This is a genomic window from Ancylobacter sp. TW_SC_1 (assembly GCF_056836805.1).
Map to the genome: position 1 here is coordinate 3,900,032 of NZ_CM166365.1, position 18,014 is coordinate 3,918,045.

Annotated in this window: 15 protein-coding genes; 14 read left to right on the forward strand and 1 reads right to left on the reverse strand. The window is 68.6% G+C overall.

Annotated features, from left to right (window positions below):
* Positions 1-10 precede the first annotated feature (10 nt).
* Positions 11-931, forward strand: coding sequence for a choline/ethanolamine kinase family protein (locus AC1PZ7_RS18375; RefSeq protein WP_482356628.1), 921 nt, complete (start codon positions 11-13; stop codon positions 929-931).
* A gap of 50 nt (positions 932-981) precedes the next feature.
* Here AC1PZ7_RS18375 and AC1PZ7_RS18380 read toward each other — a convergent pair whose 3' ends face one another.
* The gene (locus tag AC1PZ7_RS18380; RefSeq protein ID WP_482356629.1) at positions 982-1,749 is read right to left on the reverse strand and encodes a LamB/YcsF family protein; all 768 of its coding nucleotides are present in this window, start codon (positions 1,747-1,749) and stop codon (positions 982-984) included.
* A gap of 249 nt (positions 1,750-1,998) precedes the next feature.
* Here AC1PZ7_RS18380 and AC1PZ7_RS18385 point away from each other — a divergent pair, with 249 nt between their 5' ends.
* The 13 genes from AC1PZ7_RS18385 (at position 1,999) to AC1PZ7_RS18445 (ending at position 17,839) form a co-directional block, all read left to right on the forward strand.
* Positions 1,999-4,341, forward strand: a complete 2,343-nt coding sequence (locus tag AC1PZ7_RS18385; RefSeq protein WP_482356630.1) for a xanthine dehydrogenase family protein molybdopterin-binding subunit — start codon at positions 1,999-2,001, stop codon at positions 4,339-4,341.
* A complete protein-coding gene (locus AC1PZ7_RS18390; protein WP_482356631.1) occupies positions 4,338-5,177 on the forward strand; it encodes an FAD binding domain-containing protein in 840 nt (279 codons plus the stop codon). The genes AC1PZ7_RS18385 and AC1PZ7_RS18390 overlap by 4 nt, the downstream gene beginning before the upstream one ends.
* Positions 5,174-6,391 (forward strand): xanthine dehydrogenase family Fe-S subunit, encoded by a 1,218-nt coding sequence (locus tag AC1PZ7_RS18395; protein ID WP_482356632.1) that lies wholly within the window; start codon positions 5,174-5,176, stop codon positions 6,389-6,391. The genes AC1PZ7_RS18390 and AC1PZ7_RS18395 overlap by 4 nt, the downstream gene beginning before the upstream one ends.
* Before the next feature lie 171 nt (positions 6,392-6,562).
* A complete protein-coding gene (gene npdG / locus AC1PZ7_RS18400; protein WP_482356633.1) occupies positions 6,563-7,213 on the forward strand; it encodes an NADPH-dependent F420 reductase in 651 nt (216 codons plus the stop codon).
* Positions 7,214-7,228: 15 nt separating this feature from the next.
* Entirely contained in the window at positions 7,229-8,011 is a 783-nt protein-coding gene (cofE, locus tag AC1PZ7_RS18405; protein ID WP_482356634.1) for a coenzyme F420-0:L-glutamate ligase, read from the forward strand.
* Positions 8,008-8,991 (forward strand): 2-phospho-L-lactate transferase, encoded by a 984-nt coding sequence (gene cofD / locus AC1PZ7_RS18410; protein WP_482356635.1) that lies wholly within the window; start codon positions 8,008-8,010, stop codon positions 8,989-8,991. Before cofE ends, cofD begins: the two co-directional genes overlap by 4 nt.
* Positions 8,988-9,695: a 2-phospho-L-lactate guanylyltransferase gene (cofC, locus tag AC1PZ7_RS18415; RefSeq protein WP_482356636.1), complete on the forward strand. Its 708-nt coding sequence runs from the start codon at positions 8,988-8,990 to the stop codon at positions 9,693-9,695. Before cofD ends, cofC begins: the two co-directional genes overlap by 4 nt.
* Positions 9,692-12,124, forward strand: a complete 2,433-nt coding sequence (cofH, locus tag AC1PZ7_RS18420; protein ID WP_482356637.1) for a 5-amino-6-(D-ribitylamino)uracil--L-tyrosine 4-hydroxyphenyl transferase CofH — start codon at positions 9,692-9,694, stop codon at positions 12,122-12,124. The genes cofC and cofH overlap by 4 nt, the downstream gene beginning before the upstream one ends.
* A gap of 193 nt (positions 12,125-12,317) precedes the next feature.
* On the forward strand, positions 12,318-13,727 hold the full coding sequence (locus AC1PZ7_RS18425; protein WP_482356638.1) for a pyridoxal-phosphate dependent enzyme: 1,410 nt from the start codon (positions 12,318-12,320) through the stop codon (positions 13,725-13,727).
* Positions 13,728-13,766: 39 nt separating this feature from the next.
* Entirely contained in the window at positions 13,767-14,729 is a 963-nt protein-coding gene (locus AC1PZ7_RS18430; RefSeq protein ID WP_482356639.1) for a CoA transferase subunit A, read from the forward strand.
* Positions 14,722-15,492 (forward strand): CoA-transferase subunit beta, encoded by a 771-nt coding sequence (locus tag AC1PZ7_RS18435; RefSeq protein ID WP_482356640.1) that lies wholly within the window; start codon positions 14,722-14,724, stop codon positions 15,490-15,492. Before AC1PZ7_RS18430 ends, AC1PZ7_RS18435 begins: the two co-directional genes overlap by 8 nt.
* Positions 15,493-15,517: 25 nt before the next feature.
* Positions 15,518-16,501, forward strand: a complete 984-nt coding sequence (locus AC1PZ7_RS18440; protein ID WP_482356641.1) for an LLM class flavin-dependent oxidoreductase — start codon at positions 15,518-15,520, stop codon at positions 16,499-16,501.
* 63 nt (positions 16,502-16,564) lie between these two features.
* Positions 16,565-17,839, forward strand: a complete 1,275-nt coding sequence (locus AC1PZ7_RS18445; protein ID WP_482356642.1) for an ArgE/DapE family deacylase — start codon at positions 16,565-16,567, stop codon at positions 17,837-17,839.
* Positions 17,840-18,014 lie beyond the last annotated feature (175 nt).

Sequence of the window (18,014 nt, forward strand, 5' to 3'; positions counted from 1 at the left end):
GGAGACGGCGGTGAGCGAGCAGCAGGCCCGGGCGGCGCTCGCCTCCCTCCCCCTCTTCGCCGGACGCGACCTTTCCGGCGCGACGCTCGCGCGGCTGGGCGGGCTCACCAATCTCGTCTATCGCGTCGAGACCGACGGCGAGGTCTATTGCCTGCGGCTGCCGGGCGCCGGCACCGAGGCCTATATCGACCGCGGGGTCGAAGCGATCAACGCGCGCGCCGCCGCCGCCGCCGGCGTCGCCCCTGAAGTGCTTTCGACCGACGCGAGCGGCCTGATGCTCTCGCGTTTCGTCGACGGCGCGACGACCATGAGCCCAGAAGGCTTCCGCGCCTTCCCGGGCGCGGTCGAGCGGGCCGGGGCGGCGCTCAGGCGCCTGCATGCGAGCGGCGAGACCTTCGCCTTCCGCTTCGAGCTGTTCGCCATGATCGACGAGTATCTCGGCGTGCTGTCGAGGCTCGGCGCGCCGCTTCCCGCGGGCTATCACGACGTGGTGGCGGAAGCCGGCGCGGTGCGCGAGGCGCTCGCCGCGCGCGAATGGCCGCTGGTACCCTGCCATTGCGACCCGCTGTGCGAGAACTTCATCGACACCGGCGCGCGCATGTGGATCGTCGACTGGGAATATTCCGGTATGAACGATCCGATGTGGGACCTCGGCGACGTCTCGGTCGAGGCCGGCTTCGACGCGGCGCAGGACGAGGCGCTGCTCGCCGCCTATTTCGGCGGGCCGGCGGGCGCGGCCGACCACGGCCGCATGGTGCTCTACAAGGCGATGTGCGACCTGTTGTGGACGCTGTGGGGCCTGATCCAGCACGCCAACGGCAATCCGGTCGACGATTTCTGGGCCTATGCGGTAAACCGCTTCGAGCGCTGCAAGCGGCTGATGGCCGAGCCGGACTTCACCCGCCATCTCGACGCGGTGCGCCGGGGCTGACCAGATAGAACACCCCTGGTTCGCCGGACGCAAAACGGCGCCGGCCTCGATCATCCCAGCAGCACAGGCAGCGGAACGATTTCGATGCCCGCCGCCTGCAGCGCGGCGCGGACCGCCTTCATGACCGGCACCGCCGTCGGCTCGTCGCCATGAATGCAGAAGGAATGCACCTCGGCGGGAATGCGCTTTCCGGATCGGGTGACGAGCGCGCCTTCCTGCAGGATGCGCATCACCTGTTCGGCGGCGCGGGCGGGATCGCGGATCACCGCATCCTCGTCTTCGCGCGGCAGCATCCTGCCGGTGTCGTCATAGGGCCGGTCGACATAGGCCTCGTTGGCCACGCGCAGCCCGAGGCGCGCGCCCGCCTTGGCCATTTGCGAGCCGACATTGGCGACATAGATCAACTCGCGGTCGGCGGCGCGGATTCCCCGCCCGATCGCCATCGCATAGGCTTCGTCGTCATGCGCCATGTTGTTCAAAGCGCCGTGCGGCTTCACATGGGTGACGGCGATGCCCACCGCCCGGGCGAGCGCCTGAAGCGCGCCGATCTGGTAGGTGACGAGATATTCGAGATCCGTCGCGCTCATGCGGATCTGCCGGCGGCCGAAGCCCCAGACATCGTTGAAGCCGGGATGCGCGCCGACGGAGACCCCATTGGCGAGCGCGCTCTGCAACGTCGCCACCATGATGGTGGGATCGCCGGCATGCATGCCGCAGGCGACGTTGGCCGAGCCGATGAGCGGCATAAGTTCGGCGTCATTGCCAATGCGGAACCTGCCATAGCTTTCGCCGATGTCGGCGTTGATGTTGATCTGCATGTGCATTCTCCCCAATGAGGTCAGGCGGAGCGCGGGACCGCACCGGGCATGGGCACGCCCTGCCGGCCACCGCGCGGCGCCGTGGCATCGGCCCGCCCTTGCAAGCGGTTGCCAATGCTCCGCAATCTAGCATATTGCTATCATACTAAAAATAGTATGATATGAACCTAACCGTCTGATCCTCCATCCCTTGCGCAGGCTTGCCCGGCCAAGGGAAAGATCGGTCGACACGAATAAACGAGGGCGGGAATGACAGACCAAGGCGTTGGCGCACGCCTTCTCCGCAAGGAGGACGAGCGCTTCCTGCGCGGGCGTGGACAATATGTCGGGGACATACGCCTCGCCGGCATGAAGGACGTGGCGTTCGTGCGCAGCCCGCTCGCCCACGCCCATGTCCGCGGCGTCCATGTCCCCGCCCATCGTGCGGGCAGCGTCTTCACCGCCGCGTCGCTGACCGGCGTCAGGCCGATCCGCGCCGTCTCGGGCCTTCCCGGCTTCAAGCCGTCCGACCAGCCGGTGCTCGCCGTCGACAAGGTGCGCCAGGTCGGCGAGCTGCTCGCCATGTGCGTGGCCGACACTCGCGCCCAGGCCGAGGACATCGCGGCGGAGGTCGAACTCGACCTTGAGGAACTTCCCGCCGTCCACGACATGCTGGCGGCCCGCAGGCCGGGCTCGCCCCTGCTGCACGAGCACTGGGGCGACAACGTCTTCCTGGAGACCCAGGTCGAGGTCAACATCGAGGCGGCGCTGTACTCCCCGGTCAAGGTGACGCGCGAAATCTCCACCGCGCGCCAGAGCATGGCGCCGATCGAAGGGCGCGGCACGGTGGCGCTGTGGGACAGCCGGATGGAGCAGCTCGTCCTCTACACCGGCAGCCAGATGCCGCACATCGTGCGGCAGGGCCTCGCCGAATGCCTCGGCATCGAGCAGGGCCAGATCCGCATCGTCTCGCCGGATGTCGGCGGCGGCTTCGGCTACAAGGGCATCCTGCTGCCCGAGGACATCTGCCTGGGCTGGCTGGCCATGCGCTGCGGTCATCCGGTGCGCTGGATCGAGGATCGACGCGAGCACCTCACCGCCGGCGCCAATTGCCGCGAGCACCATTATCTGATCACCGGCTATGCCGACCGCGAGGGCAACCTGCTCGGCATCGACTGCGAGGCCACGGTCGATTCCGGCGCCTATTCCTCCTACCCCTTCTCCGCCTGCCTCGAAGCGGCACAGGTGGCGAGCATCCTGCCGGGCCCGTACGACTTCCCGTCCTATCGCTGCCGCACCTGGTCGGTGGCGACCAACAAGTGCCCGATCCTGCCCTATCGCGGCGTCGCCCGCACCGGCGTGTGCTTCGCGCTCGAACTGGTGCTCGACGCGCTGGCCCGCGAGATCGGCATGGAACCACACGAGTTCCGCCTGAAGAACCTGGTGCGGCCCGACCAGATGCCGTTCGACAACATCACCCGCAAGCACTTCGACAGCGGCGACTATCCCGAGGCGCTGCGGCGCGCCATGGCGCGCGTCGACCTGCCCGCGCTCCGCGCCCGGCAGGCGCGCGGCGAGGCGGACGGCCGGCGGATCGGCATCGGCCACTCGATCTATTGCGAGCAGGGCGCGCACGGCACCTCGGTCTATGCCGGCTGGGGCATCCCCATGGTGCCCGGGCACGAGCAGGCCACCGCGCGCATGACGCCCGATGGCGGGCTGGAGCTGCGCGTCGGCGTGCATTCGCACGGCCAGAGCATGGAGACGACGCTGCCGCAGGTCGCCCACGAGATTCTCGGCATCGACACCGCGCGCATCAGGCTGGTGCATGGCGATACCGAGTACACGCCCTTCTCGACGGGCAGCTGGGGCTCGCGCTGCGCTGTGATGGCCGGCGGCGCGGTGGCCACCGCCGCGCGCGAGCTGGCCTCGCTGGCCGCACGCATCGGCGCCCATCTGCTGCAGGCCGATCCCGCCGACGTGGTGATCCGCGACGGGCACGCCGTGGCGCCGAACGGCTCGATCAGCCTCAACGAGATCGCCCATACCTGGTACCGTCGCCCGCAGGACCTGCCGGCCGACGTCGATCCGCGCGGGCTGGAAGTGACCATCGGCTACAAGCCGGTGCGCGACAGCGGCACCTTCAGCTACGCCGCCCATGTCGTCGTCGTCGCCGTCGACCCGGAGATGGGCGATGTCGAGATTCTCGACTACGTCATCGTCGAGGACGGCGGAAAGCTGATCAATCCCATGGTGGTGGACGGCCAGATCTATGGCGGCCTCGCCCAGGGCATCGGCACGGCGCTCTATGAGGAAATGCCGTTCGACGCCGCCGGCCAGCCGCTCGCCTCCACCTTCGCCGATTATCTGCTGCCCGGCCCGACCGAAGTGCCCGAGCCGCGCCTCGACCATATGGAGTGGCTCGCGCCCTACACCGAGTTCGGCGTCAAGGGCATCGGCGAAGGTGGCGCCATCGCGCCGCCGGCCGCCATCGGCAACGCCATCAACGACGCGCTGCGCGGCCTCGGCGTCGAGATGCTGCGCGCGCCCATCACCCCGCGCCGGATTCTCGAAGCCATCCAGGCGGCGGACCAACGGAGTCATGCGTTATGAAGCCGGTCCGTTTCGACTATGCGCGGCCGGCCGATCTCGACGCCGCCATCGCGCTCGTCCGGGACGACAGCCTGACCGTCAAGCTGATGGCCGGCGGGCAGTCGCTCGGCCCGATGCTCAACATGCGGCTCGTCCAGCCCGATCTCCTGGTCGACATCTCCGCCATCCCCGCCCTGCGGCGCATCGAGGAGCGCGCCGACGAGATCGTCGTGGGAGCGTGCGTCACCCATGCCGATTTCGAGGATCGCCGGGTGCCCGACGTCACTGCCGGCGCGCTGCCGTCGGTCGCGCGGGGCATCGCCTATCGCGCCGTCCGCAACCGCGGCACGGTCGGCGGCAGCCTCACCCATGCCGACCCCTCGGCCGACTGGATCTCCATCCTGTCGGCGGTCGGCGCCAGCGTCGTGCTGCGCGGACCGGAGGGCGCGCGCGACGTGCGGGTGCAGGACTACATGCTCGGCGCCCTGTCCGCCGACCTGCGTGCCGGCGAGATACTGGAGGCCGTCCGCATCCCGCGCTGCGGCCCCCGCACCCGTTGGGGCTACTACAAGAGCTGCCGCAAGACCGGCGAGTTCGCCCACGCCATCGGCGCGGTCCTGTTCGATCCCGACCGCGACCTGTGCCGCGCCGTGATCGGGGCGACGGAGAGCCGCCCCATCGTGCTCGACGACGCGCGCGCGCTGTTTGGCGGCACGCCGCATGATTTCACGACCGCGCGCTTCGACGCCGAGGCCGCCGCCGGGGTCATCGAGGCCTCCGGCATGCAGGACCCGATCGACCGGCGCACCCATGTCGTCGCCCTGCGACGCGCCGTCCAACAGGCAGAAGCGGCATGACCCTCGTCACTCTCAACGTAAACGGCCGTCCGCTCACCGCCGAGGCCGAGCCGCGCACCCATCTCGCCGATTTCCTGCGCGAGACGCACAATCTCACCGGTACGCATCTCGGCTGCGAGCATGGCGTCTGTGGCGCCTGCACCCTCATCGTCGACGGCGAGCCGGCGCGCTCCTGCATCACCTATGCGGTGGCCTGCGAGAACGCCGATGTCACCACCATCGAGGGGCTCGACGAGGACGAGGTGGCGATTCAGCTGCGTGCCGCCTTCCGGCGCGAGCATGCCCTGCAATGCGGCTTCTGCACCCCGGGCATGATGGTGTCCGCCCGCGACGTCGTGCTGCGCATGCCGGAGGCGAGCGAGAACGAGGTGCGCGTCGCGATGAGCGGCAATCTGTGCCGCTGCACCGGCTATGTCGGCATCGTGCGGGCGGTGCTGGCGGTGATCGCCGAGCGCCGGGAGGCCGGCCAAGCCGACGGGCGGAACGCCCGCAGCACGCTCGGCCCGGTCGGCTCCGGACACGCCGCCGCGACCGGTGCGCACGCTTCCACGGCGCGCGCCGTGGCGCCCGCCAAAGCCAGCCCTGCCCGGGCGCCGGCGACACGCGAGGCCGTCGCGTTCGATCCGGACTGGAAGCCGCAGATCACCTTTGGCAAGGATTTTACCGTCGCCCATCCACCCGACAAGGTCTGGGATTTCTTCGGCAATGTCGGCGCGGTCGCCCACTGCCTGCCGGGCGCCTCGCTCACCGGCACCCCGTCCGACACGCATGTCGAAGGACAGATTCGCGTGAAGGTCGGCCCAATCACCGCCGAGTTCCAAGGCGTCGCCGACATCTCCCGCGACGACGCTGCCCGCACGGGACGCATCCTCGGCGCGGGGCGCGACACCCGCAGCAATTCCGCCACGCGGGGCCTCATCACCTATGCCCTCGCGCCCGAGGATGACGGGCGGGCGACGCGCGTGGATGTCAGCATCGGCTACACGCTGACCGGCATGCTGGCGCAGTTCGGCCGTTCCGGGCTGGTGCAGGACATCGCCGGACGGCTGATCGCGGCCTTCGTGCAGAATCTGGAAGCCAACCTCAACCACGCACGGAGCGGCGGTGCCGCCGAGGCACCGGCCATGGTCTCCGAGCTGAATGCCGCCTCGCTCGTCTTCTCGGTGATCGCCGAACGGCTGAAGGCCTTCTGGAACAAGCTTTTCGGCCGCTAGGACGCCTCTCCCGCCAGCGGATTCCGCGCGGTAGGCGACAAATCCCTCTATCATCCTATTTTTAGTATGATAGATTCTTCAGTAATCAAGCGGTCGAGGCGCTGGCTCCGCGGCGCCCGCCTCTCCGCTGGCAGCCGCGCGACGGATGCCGTTTCAACAATGGGAAGCGAAATGCCTGGCAATACGACGATCGGAATTCTCGGCGGCACCGGCGACCTCGGCTCGGGGCTCGCCAAGGCCTGGGCCCGTGCCGGCTACACGGTGGTGATCGGCTCCCGCTCGGCGGAGAAGGCGCAGGCAGCCGCCGGCGAGATGGAAGGTAATGTGCACGGCGCGGGCAATGCCGACGCCGCCCGCCAGGCCGATGTCGTCGTGCTGGCCGTGCCCTTCGCCAGCCATGAGGCGACGCTGCTGGAAGTCCGCGACGCGGTGCAGGGCAAGATTGTCGTCGACGCCGCCGTTCCGCTCGTGCCGCCCAAGGTCTCGACCGTTCAGCTCCCCGCCGAGGGTTCGGCGGCGCAGATCGCCCAGAACCTGCTCGGCGAGGGCGTGCGGGTCGTCTCGGCCTTCCACAATGTCGGGGCGACGAAGCTTCATTCCGGCGGGCGTGCCGATTGCGACGTGCTGGTCTTCGGCAACGACAAGGACGCGCGCGAGACGGTGATCGGGCTCGCCAATGCCGTGGCCACGCGCGGCGTCGATGGCGGCGTGCTGGCCAATTCCGCCGCCGCCGAGGCGCTGACCTCCGTGCTGATCGGCATCAACCGCCGCTACAAGGTCCCCGGTGCCGGCATCCGGATCACCGGCCTCGAGATTTCCTGACGCGTCCGGCCCGCCATGTCCCTCGCCACTGCCGTGCAGCCCGTCTCCTATTTCCCGATACCGGGGATCCCGCTCGTCGAGCCGGGAGACGACCTTGCCGGGCTGGTCGAGGATGCGCTGCGCGGCTGCCAGCTCGAACTGCAGACGGGCGACATCCTCGTCCTGGCGCAGAAGATCGTGTCGAAGGCCGAAGGCCGCTATCTCGACCTCGACGGCTTGGAACCCTCGCCCCGCGCGCGGGAGATCGCCGCCCGCACGGGCAAGGATCCCCGTCATGTTGAGGCCGTGCTGTCGCAGTCGGACGAGGTCGTCCGGGAGGGCAAGTACGTCCTCATCGTCGCCCATAGGCTCGGTTTCGTGATGGCGAACGCCGGAATCGACGAATCCAACATCTCCCATCCCGAGGGCACGCACCGCGTCCTGCTGCTGCCCGAGAATCCTGATGCCTCCGCCGCCGCGCTCAAGGAGCGGCTCGACGCCGCGTTCGGCGTCGACGTCGGCGTCGTCATCAATGACAGCTTCGGCCGTCCGTGGCGCAACGGCGTCGTCGGCGTCGCGCTCGGGGCGGCGGGCGTCGCCGCGCTGGTCGACCGCGTCGGCGCGCCCGATCTGTTCGGGCGGCGGATGCAGGTGACGGAGATCGCCATCGCCGACGAGATCGCCGCCGCCGCCTCGCTGCTCATGGGCCAGGCCGACGAGGGGATTCCCCTCGTGCTGGTCCGCGGCCTGCGGCGGCCGGGTCCCGCGCGTCCGGCCACCGCCCTCATCCGCCCCCGCGAACGGGACATGTTCCGATGAGCGCCACTCCTTTCCCCGGCACCTATGTCGCCCTCTCCGGCGGCGTCGGCGGCGCCAAGCTGGCGCTCGGCCTGTCGCGCGTGCTCGGGCCGTCGCTCTCCGTCGTGGTGAACACGGGCGACGATTTCGAACATCTGGGCCTGCGCATCTGCCCTGATCTCGACAGCGTGCTCTACAAGCTCGCCGGCCTCAGCGACGAGGAACGCGGATGGGGGCGCGCGGGCGAGACCTGGTCGTTCATGGATGCGCTCGCCGGCCTCGGCGGAGAAACCTGGTTCCGGCTGGGCGACAAGGATCTCGCGCTCCATGTCGAACGCACGCGGCTTCTGAGCGAGGGCGACACGCTGAGCCGCGTGAGCGCGCGGATCGCCCGCCGGCTCGGCATCGCCTCGGCGATCCTGCCGATGACCGACGACGCGGTGTCCACCGAGGTCGATACCTCCGAGGGACGGCTGGCGTTCCAGCGTTATTTCGTCGAACGCCAGTGCCAGCCGACGCTGCACGGGCTGCATTATGCCGGGGCGCGCATCGCCCGCCTGACCGATGGTGTGGCGCGCGCGCTGAAGGCGCCGGAACTGCGGGCCATCATCATCTGCCCTTCGAACCCCTATCTCAGCATCGACCCCATCCTGTCCGTGCCGCCGCTGCTGGCGGCCATCCGGGCGACGGGCGTGCCGGTCGTCGCCGTGTCGCCGATCATCGGCGGAGCGGCGGTGAAGGGGCCGACCGCCAAGATCATGACCGAACTCGGCCTCGCGCCGAGCTCCCCGGCGATCGCCCAGCACTATCACGGCCTGATCGACGGGCTGGTGATGGACGCCGGCGACGGTGCCGAGAGCGCGCAGATCGCCCTGCCCGTTCACCTCACCCCGACGCTGATGAAGACCGGAGCGGACAGCGAGAGGCTGGCGCGCGAGACGCTCGGCTTCTGCGAGCGGCTGGTGGCGGCGGGGACATCGACACGGCGGGCGGAGCGATGACGGCACATGTTGCGAGACTCCGGCCCTGGGCCGTCGTGCCGGTGAAGGCGTTCGCCCAGGCGAAGCGGCGCCTCGCGCCGGTGATGGCGCCGGACGAGCGCGCCGCTCTGGCGCGCGCCATGCTGCACGACGTGCTGGCGGCGCTGGCGGGCTCCGACGATCTCGCCGGCATCCTCGTGATCACCAGCGACCCCGCCGCCGCCGAACTCGTGCGCGACTACGGCGCCGTGGTGCGGCCGGATGGGCTCGATCAGGGCACCAACGCCGCCGTCTGCCAGGGCCTGCGCGTGCTGCAGCGCCACCGCCAGAAGGGCGCAATGATCGTGCCCGGCGACGTGCCGTTCATCACCCGCGCCGAGATCGGCGAGGTGGTCGACGCCATGACGGCCAGGCCGCTCGTTCTGGTGCCGGCGGCGCGCGACGGCGGCACCAACCTGCTGGCCGGCGCCCTGCCCCTGCCCATCGCCCCGGCCTTCGGAACGGGCAGCTTCTCCCGCCATCTCGCCGCGGCGCGCAGCTGCGGAATCGACCCCGCCGTGATCCGGCTGCAGGGCCTCGGCCGCGACATCGACGTCGCGGGCGACCTTGCCGGTCCGGCCGAGGGCGCCCCGCGCAGCCGCGCCCTGATCAACCGGTTCGCCCCGCTTGCGCCGACACCGTCGCGGGGCTGGTCCCTGCCGAACGAGGAGCCGTTGACGACATGACCCGCCATGTTTTTCTGGAGCGCCTCGCCGACGGTTCCCGCCTGATGCCCGATGAAGCCCATGCCACCGCCGGGATGGACGACCTCGCCGCACTGATCGAGGTGGCCGGGCGGCGGCGCGACGCCTTTCACGGGCGAACCGTGTCCTATTCCCGCAAGGTGTTCATCCCGCTGACCCAGCTCTGCCGGGACGTCTGCCATTACTGCACCTTCGCGCACGCGCCGAAGAAGGGCATCAAGGCCTTCCTGACCCGCGACGAGGTTCTCGCCATCGCCCGCGCGGGCAAGGAGGCCGGCTGCAAGGAGGCGCTGTTCACCCTCGGCGACAAGCCGGAGCTGCGCTACCGCGTCGCCCGCGAGGAACTTGACCGGCTCGGACACCCCACGACGCTCTCCTACCTCGCCGAGATGGCGGAGGCTGTCTTCCGCGAGACCGGCCTGCTTCCGCATGTGAATCCCGGCCTGCTGACCGCCGACGACATCGCCCTGCTGCGCAAGGTGTCGATCTCGCAGGGCATCATGCTGGAGAGCGCGTCCGAGCGGCTCTGCGCCCGGGGCGGCCCGCATTTCGGCTCGCCGGACAAGGCTCCCGCCGCGCGGCTGGAAACGATCCGGCTCGCCGGCGAGCAGGCGGTGCCGTTCACCACCGGCATTCTCATCGGCATCGGCGAGACCCGCGCCGAACGCATCGCCTCGCTGCTGGCGCTGCGCGACCTCAACGACGCGCACGGGCACATCCAGGAGATCATCGTCCAGAACTTCCGGCCGAAGCCGGGAACGCGGATGGCCGACGTCGAGGCGCCCTCGCTCGACGAGCATCTGTGGACCATTGCCGTGGCGCGGCTGCTGTTCGACCCGGAGATGAACATCCAGGCGCCGCCCAATCTCAGCCCCGGCGCGCTGAACCGTCTCGTCGCGGCCGGTATCAACGATTGGGGCGGCGTGTCGCCGGTGACGCCGGACCATGTGAACCCGGAGGCGCCGTGGCCGCATCTGCGCGTGCTCGACGCCGCGACGCGGGCGACCGGCAAGGTGCTGACCGAACGCCTCGCCATCTATCCCGCCCATGCCGCCCATCCCCGGCGCTGGGTCGACGCGTCCCTGCGCACGGCCCTGCTCGACCGCATCGACGCCGACGGATGGCCGCGCACGGACGAATGGTGCCCCGGCGACACCGGACGCCCGCCGGAGGCCGAGGCCGCGCGGCTGGCGCCGTCCTTCGTCGCCAGGCCGGGCGCGCGCATCCAGTCCGTGCTGGCACGGCTCGAAGCGGGCGCGCCGGCCCGCGAGGCCGATATTGTGAGCCTGTTCAGGGCGCGCGGCGACGACCTCGCGGTGGTGTGCCGGGCGGCGGACGATCTGCGCCGCCGGGTGAATGGCGACGTCGTCAGCTATGTCGTCACGCGCAACATCAACTACACCAACATCTGCTACTTCAAGTGCCAGTTCTGCGCCTTCTCGAAGGGCAAGCTCAGCGAGAACCTGCGCGGGCGCCCCTACGACCTCGCCATGGAGGAGGTCGCCGGGCGCGTGCGCGAGGCGTGGGAGCGCGGCGCCTCGGAAGTCTGCATGCAGGGCGGCATCCACCCCTCCTATACCGGGCAGAAATATCTCGAACTCTGCGCCGCTGTGAAGGCGGCCGTCCCCGGCATGCACATGCACGCCTTCTCGCCGCTGGAGATCCATCAGGGCGCCAGGACGCTCGGCATCGAGGTCGCCGACTTCCTCGTCCGGCTCAAGCAGGCGGGGCTCGGCACGCTGCCCGGAACAGCGGCGGAAATCCTCGACGACGAGGTCCGCGCCGAGCTATGCGCCGACAAGATCAACACGGATGAATGGCTGGACGTGATGCGCACCGCGCACCGGATCGGCTTCCGCTCCACCGCGACCATCATGTTCGGCCATATCGACCGCTACACGCACTGGGCGCGCCATCTCATCCGCATCCGCGACCTGCAGATCGAGACCGGCGGCTTCACCGAATTCGTCCCCCTGCCCTTCGTGCACATGGAAGCGCCGATCTATCTCAAGGGCCGCTCGCGCCGGGGGCCGACCTTCCGCGAGACCCTGCTGATGCATGCGGTGGCGCGGTTGGTGCTGCACCCGCACATCACCAACATCCAGGCATCGTGGGTGAAGATGGGACCGGAGGGCGTGCGCCTGTGCCTGTCCGCCGGCGTCAACGATCTCGGCGGCACGCTGATGGACGAGACCATCTCGCGCTCGGCCGGGGCCAGCCATGGCCAGGAAATGACGCCGCAGATGATGGAAGCCACCATCCGCGCCGCCGGCCGCACGCCGCGCCAGCGCAACACCGTCTACCAGGACGCGCCGGCTGTGCTGCGCGAACGCGCCTTCGCGAGCGCCGCCGCGCGTTCCGTCGCCATGGAAGACGCCCTGCCGCGCCTGGAAAGCCTCTCCGCCCACTGAGCCGCATCGTGGGCCTTTGACAGCGCCTGACGCGCAAGGTAAGTATCTATCATACTAATGTTAGTATGATAGATATCGAAGCAAACCGCTTCCTTCACGAGGTTCCCGAACGATGGCCGACCCGGCGACGCAGCCCTGCGCGATGAATTCGGAAGGCCGCCGCCGCGCCGTCCGCCAGGCCAGGGCGCGTGGCATGAGGCTGCCGACCTTCCGCGAGCTCACCGATCCCCAGACGATTCCCGATGACATCGCCGCGCGGCTGGCGACGATCGACCCGGACGCGCCCGATCCGGCGAACCTGTGGCGCATCCACTGGTACAATAGCGCCGACCGCCGCAGCCGGGTGGAGATTCCCGGCCATGTCGTGCTGCCCAAGGCGCTCACCGGGGTCGACGCCACCATCGTGGTGATGCTCGGCTGCCGCTTCCCGATGATCGGCGCCCACAAGGTGCTGCCGGCCTATGCCGGCCTCGTCGGCGCACTCGTCACCGGGGCGTTCGATCCGACCTACCACCGGGCGGTGTGGCCCTCGACCGGCAATTACTGCCGTGGCGGTGTCGCCGTCTCGCGCATCCTCGGCTGCACCGGCATCGCCGTGCTGCCGGAGGGCATGAGCCGCGAGCGCTTCGAATGGCTGGAGCGCTGGGTCGGCTCGCCCTCGGACATCGTCCGCACGCCGGGCACCGAGAGCAACGTCAAGGAAATCTACGACGCCTGCCACGAACTGGCGCGGCACGACGAGAACGTCATCCTCAACCAGTTCTCGGCCTTCACCAACTACATGGCGCACCGCGCCTGCACCGGCGCGGCGTGCGACCATGTCTTCGCCCATCTGCGCCGGAGCCATGCCGGACTGCGCCTGTCCGCCTTCGTCTCGGCGACCGGCTCGGCCGGCACCATCGCCGCCGGCGACCATCTCAAGGCGCAACACGGCACCCGCATCGCCGCCGTCGAGGCGCTCGAATGCCCGACCCTGCTCGAAAACGGCTATGGCGAGCACAACATCCAGGGCATCGGCGACAAGCACATTCCGCTCATCCACAACGTGATGAACACGGATGTCGTCATCGCCGTCTCCGACCGCGCGAGCGACCATCTCAACGTGATGTTCGGCGCCCCGGCCGGGCGCGACTATCTGGCCCGGCGCCGTCAGGTCGACCCGGAGCTTCTCGCCCATCTCGACGAGATCGGCATTTCCGGCATCGCGAACATCGTCGCGGCGATCAAGCTCGCCAAGTACATGCGCTACGGCGCCGACGACGTGGTGATGACCGTCGCCACCGACAGCGCCGCCATGTACCGCACCGAAGGCGCGCGGCACGCCGCGCGGCACTATCCCAACGGCTTCGACGAGGTCGATGCCGGCGCCGTGTTCGGCGAGTTCATCGCCGGCGCCGCCCCCGACGCGGTGCTGGAGCTGAGCCTGCCGGACCGGCGGCGGATCTTCAACCTCGGCTACTACACCTGGGTCGAGCAGCAGGGCATTCCGCTCGACCAGTTCGAGCAGAGAAAACACCAGCAATTCTGGGATGAGATCCACGACCAGCGCGATCACTGGGACCGCCTGATCGATGAATTCAATGCTCTGCCAGACCTCGACTGAGCAGACGCGAAAAAACACGTCCGGAGGAGACAGCCCACAATGACGACCGGCGTCGAGCCTTATGTCCAGTTGCGCGAAAAACTGTCAAAGCGCGACCGTAGTCTTCGTGAAAAAGTCATGTCGCTGGAGGAGGCCACCGCCTTCGTGCGCGACGGCGACACGGTCGGCATCGGCGGCTCGACCATGTCGCGCACGCCCATGGCGCTGATCTGGCAGCTGATCCGCGACCGCCGCAAGAATCTGTCCTGCTCGCGCAGCATCATCTCGACCGACGGCGACCTGCTGTTCGGCTCGGGGATCAGCGATCACATCGAAACGAGCTGGTTCGCCCAGGGCATCCTGTGGGGCCTGTCCAAGGTGATGCGCCACAATGTCGAAAGCGGCAAGGCCCGCTACGACGAGTGGAGCCACATGGCGGTCGGCATGCGCTTCCGCGCCGGCGGCATGGGCGTTCCCTTCCTGCCCATACGCTCCATGCTCGGCTCCGACGTTGCCCGCATGCGACCCGAGGCGAAGGAGATCGACTGTCCCTTCACCGGCGAGAAGCTGCTGCTGGTGCCCGCGCTCAACCCCGAGGTGGCGCTCATCCACGTCCAGCGTTGCGACGCCTATGGCAATGCGCAGATCGACGGCCTGCAGTTCATGGACATCGATCTCGCCCTGGCGGCCAACCGGGTGATCCTCACCACCGAGCGCATCGTCTCGAACGACCAGATCCGCCGCGCGCCGGACCAGACGAAGATCCCGTTCTTCTGCGTCGATGCGGTCGTCGAGGTTCCCTATGGCAGCGCCCCGCACGAGTGCTTCGGCCTCTACGAGCCGATGCTCACGCACATGGATCGCTATGTCAGCCAGGTCAACAAGGACCCGGTCGGCGGGATGCAGGACTATCTCGACCGTTACTTCTACGAGCCGAAGTCGTGGAACGACTACCTCGCGCTAATCGGCATGGACGAGGTTCTCGAAGCGAGCCGGCGCGGCAGGAGCATCTACAATGACTGATACCAGCACCTATACCGCCGCCGAGATACTGGCGGTCCTCAGCGCCCGTCAGCTCAGGGACGGCCAGGTCGTCTTCGCCGGCGTCGGCATCCCGCTGCTCGCCGCGACCCTCGCCCAGCGCCTCGACTGCCCCCGCCTCACCATCCTGTTTGAGGGCGGCGTGATCGGCGCCTTCGTCGAGCCGGGCAAGCTGCCGCCCTCGACCAACGACCAGCGCTGCACCAAGCGGGCGAACATGGTGCTCGGCAGCGCCGACGTGCTGCTCCTGCTGCAGCGCGGCTATGTCGATATCGGCTTCATGGGCGGCGCCCAGATCGACCAGTACGGCAATCTTAACTCGTCCTTCATCGGCGATTCCGCCCACCCCAAGACCCGCCTGCCGGGCACCGGCGGCGGCAACGACATCTCCAGCCTCACCAACATGATCGTCGCGATGAAGCACGAGAAGCGCCGCTTCGTGGAGAAGGTCGACTTCATCACCAGCCCCGGCTTCATCCGCGGCGGCAACAGCCGCGCCGAAAGCGGCCTGCCGATGGGCGGCATGTTCCGCGTCATCACCGAGCTGGCGGTGTTCTCCTTCGACGATGCCGAACGGCGCATCAAGGTGATCGCCCTCAATCCCGGCGTCACCCGCGAAGAGGTGCAGGACAACACCGGCTTCGACCTCGTCTTCGACGACCACCTCGCCACCACCGAACCGCCGACCGAGAACGAGCTCGCCACGCTGCGCCTGCTCGATCCCGAGCGCTCATTCATCGGCTGAGCCAAATATTCCTGGGAGGAATTCAATGACTATGCTGTCCAAGACGTTCGGCATCGCGGCGCGGAACTTCGTCGCCTACCCGAACATGCCCGATGCCCGCGCTCTGGTTGACTATGGGGTTCGCGTCGAGGAACTCGGCTATGATTCCGTTTGGGTCTGGGACCACATGCTGCTGGGGGTCGACCCGAACTTCCCGATTATCGACTCTCTCACCACGCTGACCGGCATCGCCGCCCGCACCACCAAGATCCGCATGGGCACCGGCATTCTGGTGCTGCCGCTGCGTAATCCGGTCGCCCTTGCCAAACAGCTTTCGTCGATGGACCAGCTGTCGAACGGCCGCCTCGTCATGGGCATGGCCGCCGGCTGGTACAAGCGCGAATTCGACGCCATGAGCCTGCCCTTCGGCAAGCGCGGCAAGATCATGGACCAGAATCTCGAGATCATGCGCCGCCTGTGGACCGAAGAACTCGTCACCGGCGACTACAAGATCGAGGACGAGGCGACCGGCGTTCAGCTGAACTACAAGCTGTCGAAGGCGGTGATGTATCCGAAGCCCGTGCAGAGGCAGCTTCCCATCCTGATCGGCGGCTATGCCGACGCGGCGCTCAAGCGCGCTGGTGCCACCGGCGACGGCTGGCTGACCTATTTCTACCGCGCCGAAGACTTCAAGAAGTCCTGGGACAAGGTGCTCGGCTTCGCCAAGGAAGCCGGCAAGGATCCGAACCAGGTCATGAACGCCTCGCAGCTGCCGATCATGGTCGGCCCGTCCAAGGACGCCGTCCGCGAGGACATGATGGACTGGCTGAACAAGGAATGGGACTTCCCCGAGCACAGCGACTGCACCCGCGAGAGCGCCATCATGGGCTCGGTGGACGAGTGCGTCGCCCAGCTGAAGGAGCATATCGACGCCGGCGTCCAGAAGATCATCTTCGTTCCCTACAAGTATCAGATGGACCAGATCGAGACGATCGCGCGCGAGATCATTCCGCGTCTGAAGGCGCTCTGAGCGTCGCCGCGTGGCGGAGCGGCCCGCCCGCTCCGCCCTTCCTCACGTCACGGAGACATTCCCATGAGCACCGTCTCGCGGCAGGAGATCCTGTCCGTCATCGACGCCAATCGCGACAAGGCCATCGCCTTCCTGCAGAAGATGGTCTCGATCCCCAGCGTCACCGGGGACGAGGCCGCCATCCAGGACTATCTCGCCAAATACATGAGCGGCATCGGCCTCGACGTCGACATGTGGGAGACCGACTGGGAGGAGCTGAAAAAGCACCCCGGCTACCGGCCCGTCGCCCGCGGCTATGAGAACCGCCCCAACATCGTCGCCACCTGGAAGGGCGCCGGCGGCGGCCGCTCGCTGCTGCTGAACGGCCATACCGACGTCATCCCCGTCGGCAATGGCGAGGGCTGGAGCGACGACCCGTGGTCGGCGGCCATCAAGAATGGGCGCGTCTACGGGCGCGGCTCGTGCGACATGAAGAGTGGCGTCGCCAGCCATATCCTCGCGGTGCAGTTCCTGCAGGCGGCCGGCGTCAAGCTCAAGGGCGATGTCTACATCAACGTCGTCATCGACGAGGAGGTCAGCGGCCACGGCACGCTCGACACCGTCATCCGCGGCTACACGGCCGATGCCGGCATTTCCGGCGAGACCAGCGACCTCGCGGTGCAGCCGGCCTGCATCGGCCGCATCTGGTTCGAGATCGAGATCCAGGGCAAGCCGGCGGGCATCCAGCAGCGCTACCAGGGCGTCAGCGGCATCGAGCTCGGCTACAAGATCACCCAGGCGGTGAACGAGCTGGAAGCCAGGCGCGTGGCGACCGTCTCCCATCCGCTCTACCCGAGCGCGCTCGACTCCCTGCCCTGCATCATCGGCAGCTTCTCCGCCGGCAACTACCCGAGCGCCTTCCCCGCCACCTGCCTGCTCAAGGGCAGCATCGGGACGGTGCCGGGCGAGGACCATGAGGGCGTCAAGCAGAGCCTCGTCGACCACATCGCCAGAGCCGCCGCCGAGGACCCGTGGATGAAGGACCACTCGCCGGTCGTCCGTTTCGTCGGCTACGACGCGCAGGCCTCGGAGATCCCGCGCGACCACGCCATCGTCACCACGGTCTGCGACGCCTACACCGAGATCACCGGCAAGGCGCCGGTCATCAGCGGCCGCCAGGGCGCCGCGGACACCCGCTTCCTCAACCTCTACGCCGACACGCCGACCGTCATCTTCGGCCCCGGCTCCACCGCCGTGATGCACTCGGACGACGAGTATGTGTCGATCGACGACTACATCACCTCGATCAAGGTGATGGCGCTGAGCATCCACGACTGGTGCGGCGCGGCCGAGGGCTGAACACCCGTCCCCTCCAGGCGTCTCGAAAAACTCAAGCCCCAGCGCCACCCGGCGCAGGGGCTTTTCTCTTGTCGGGGCTTATCGCTTGCCGGGGCCTGCGCCGGCCGCAGGCGGGAGGCAACGAAAAAGGCCGCCGCCAGGGCGTGGCGACGGCCTCGATGCGCGGGAGCGTGGC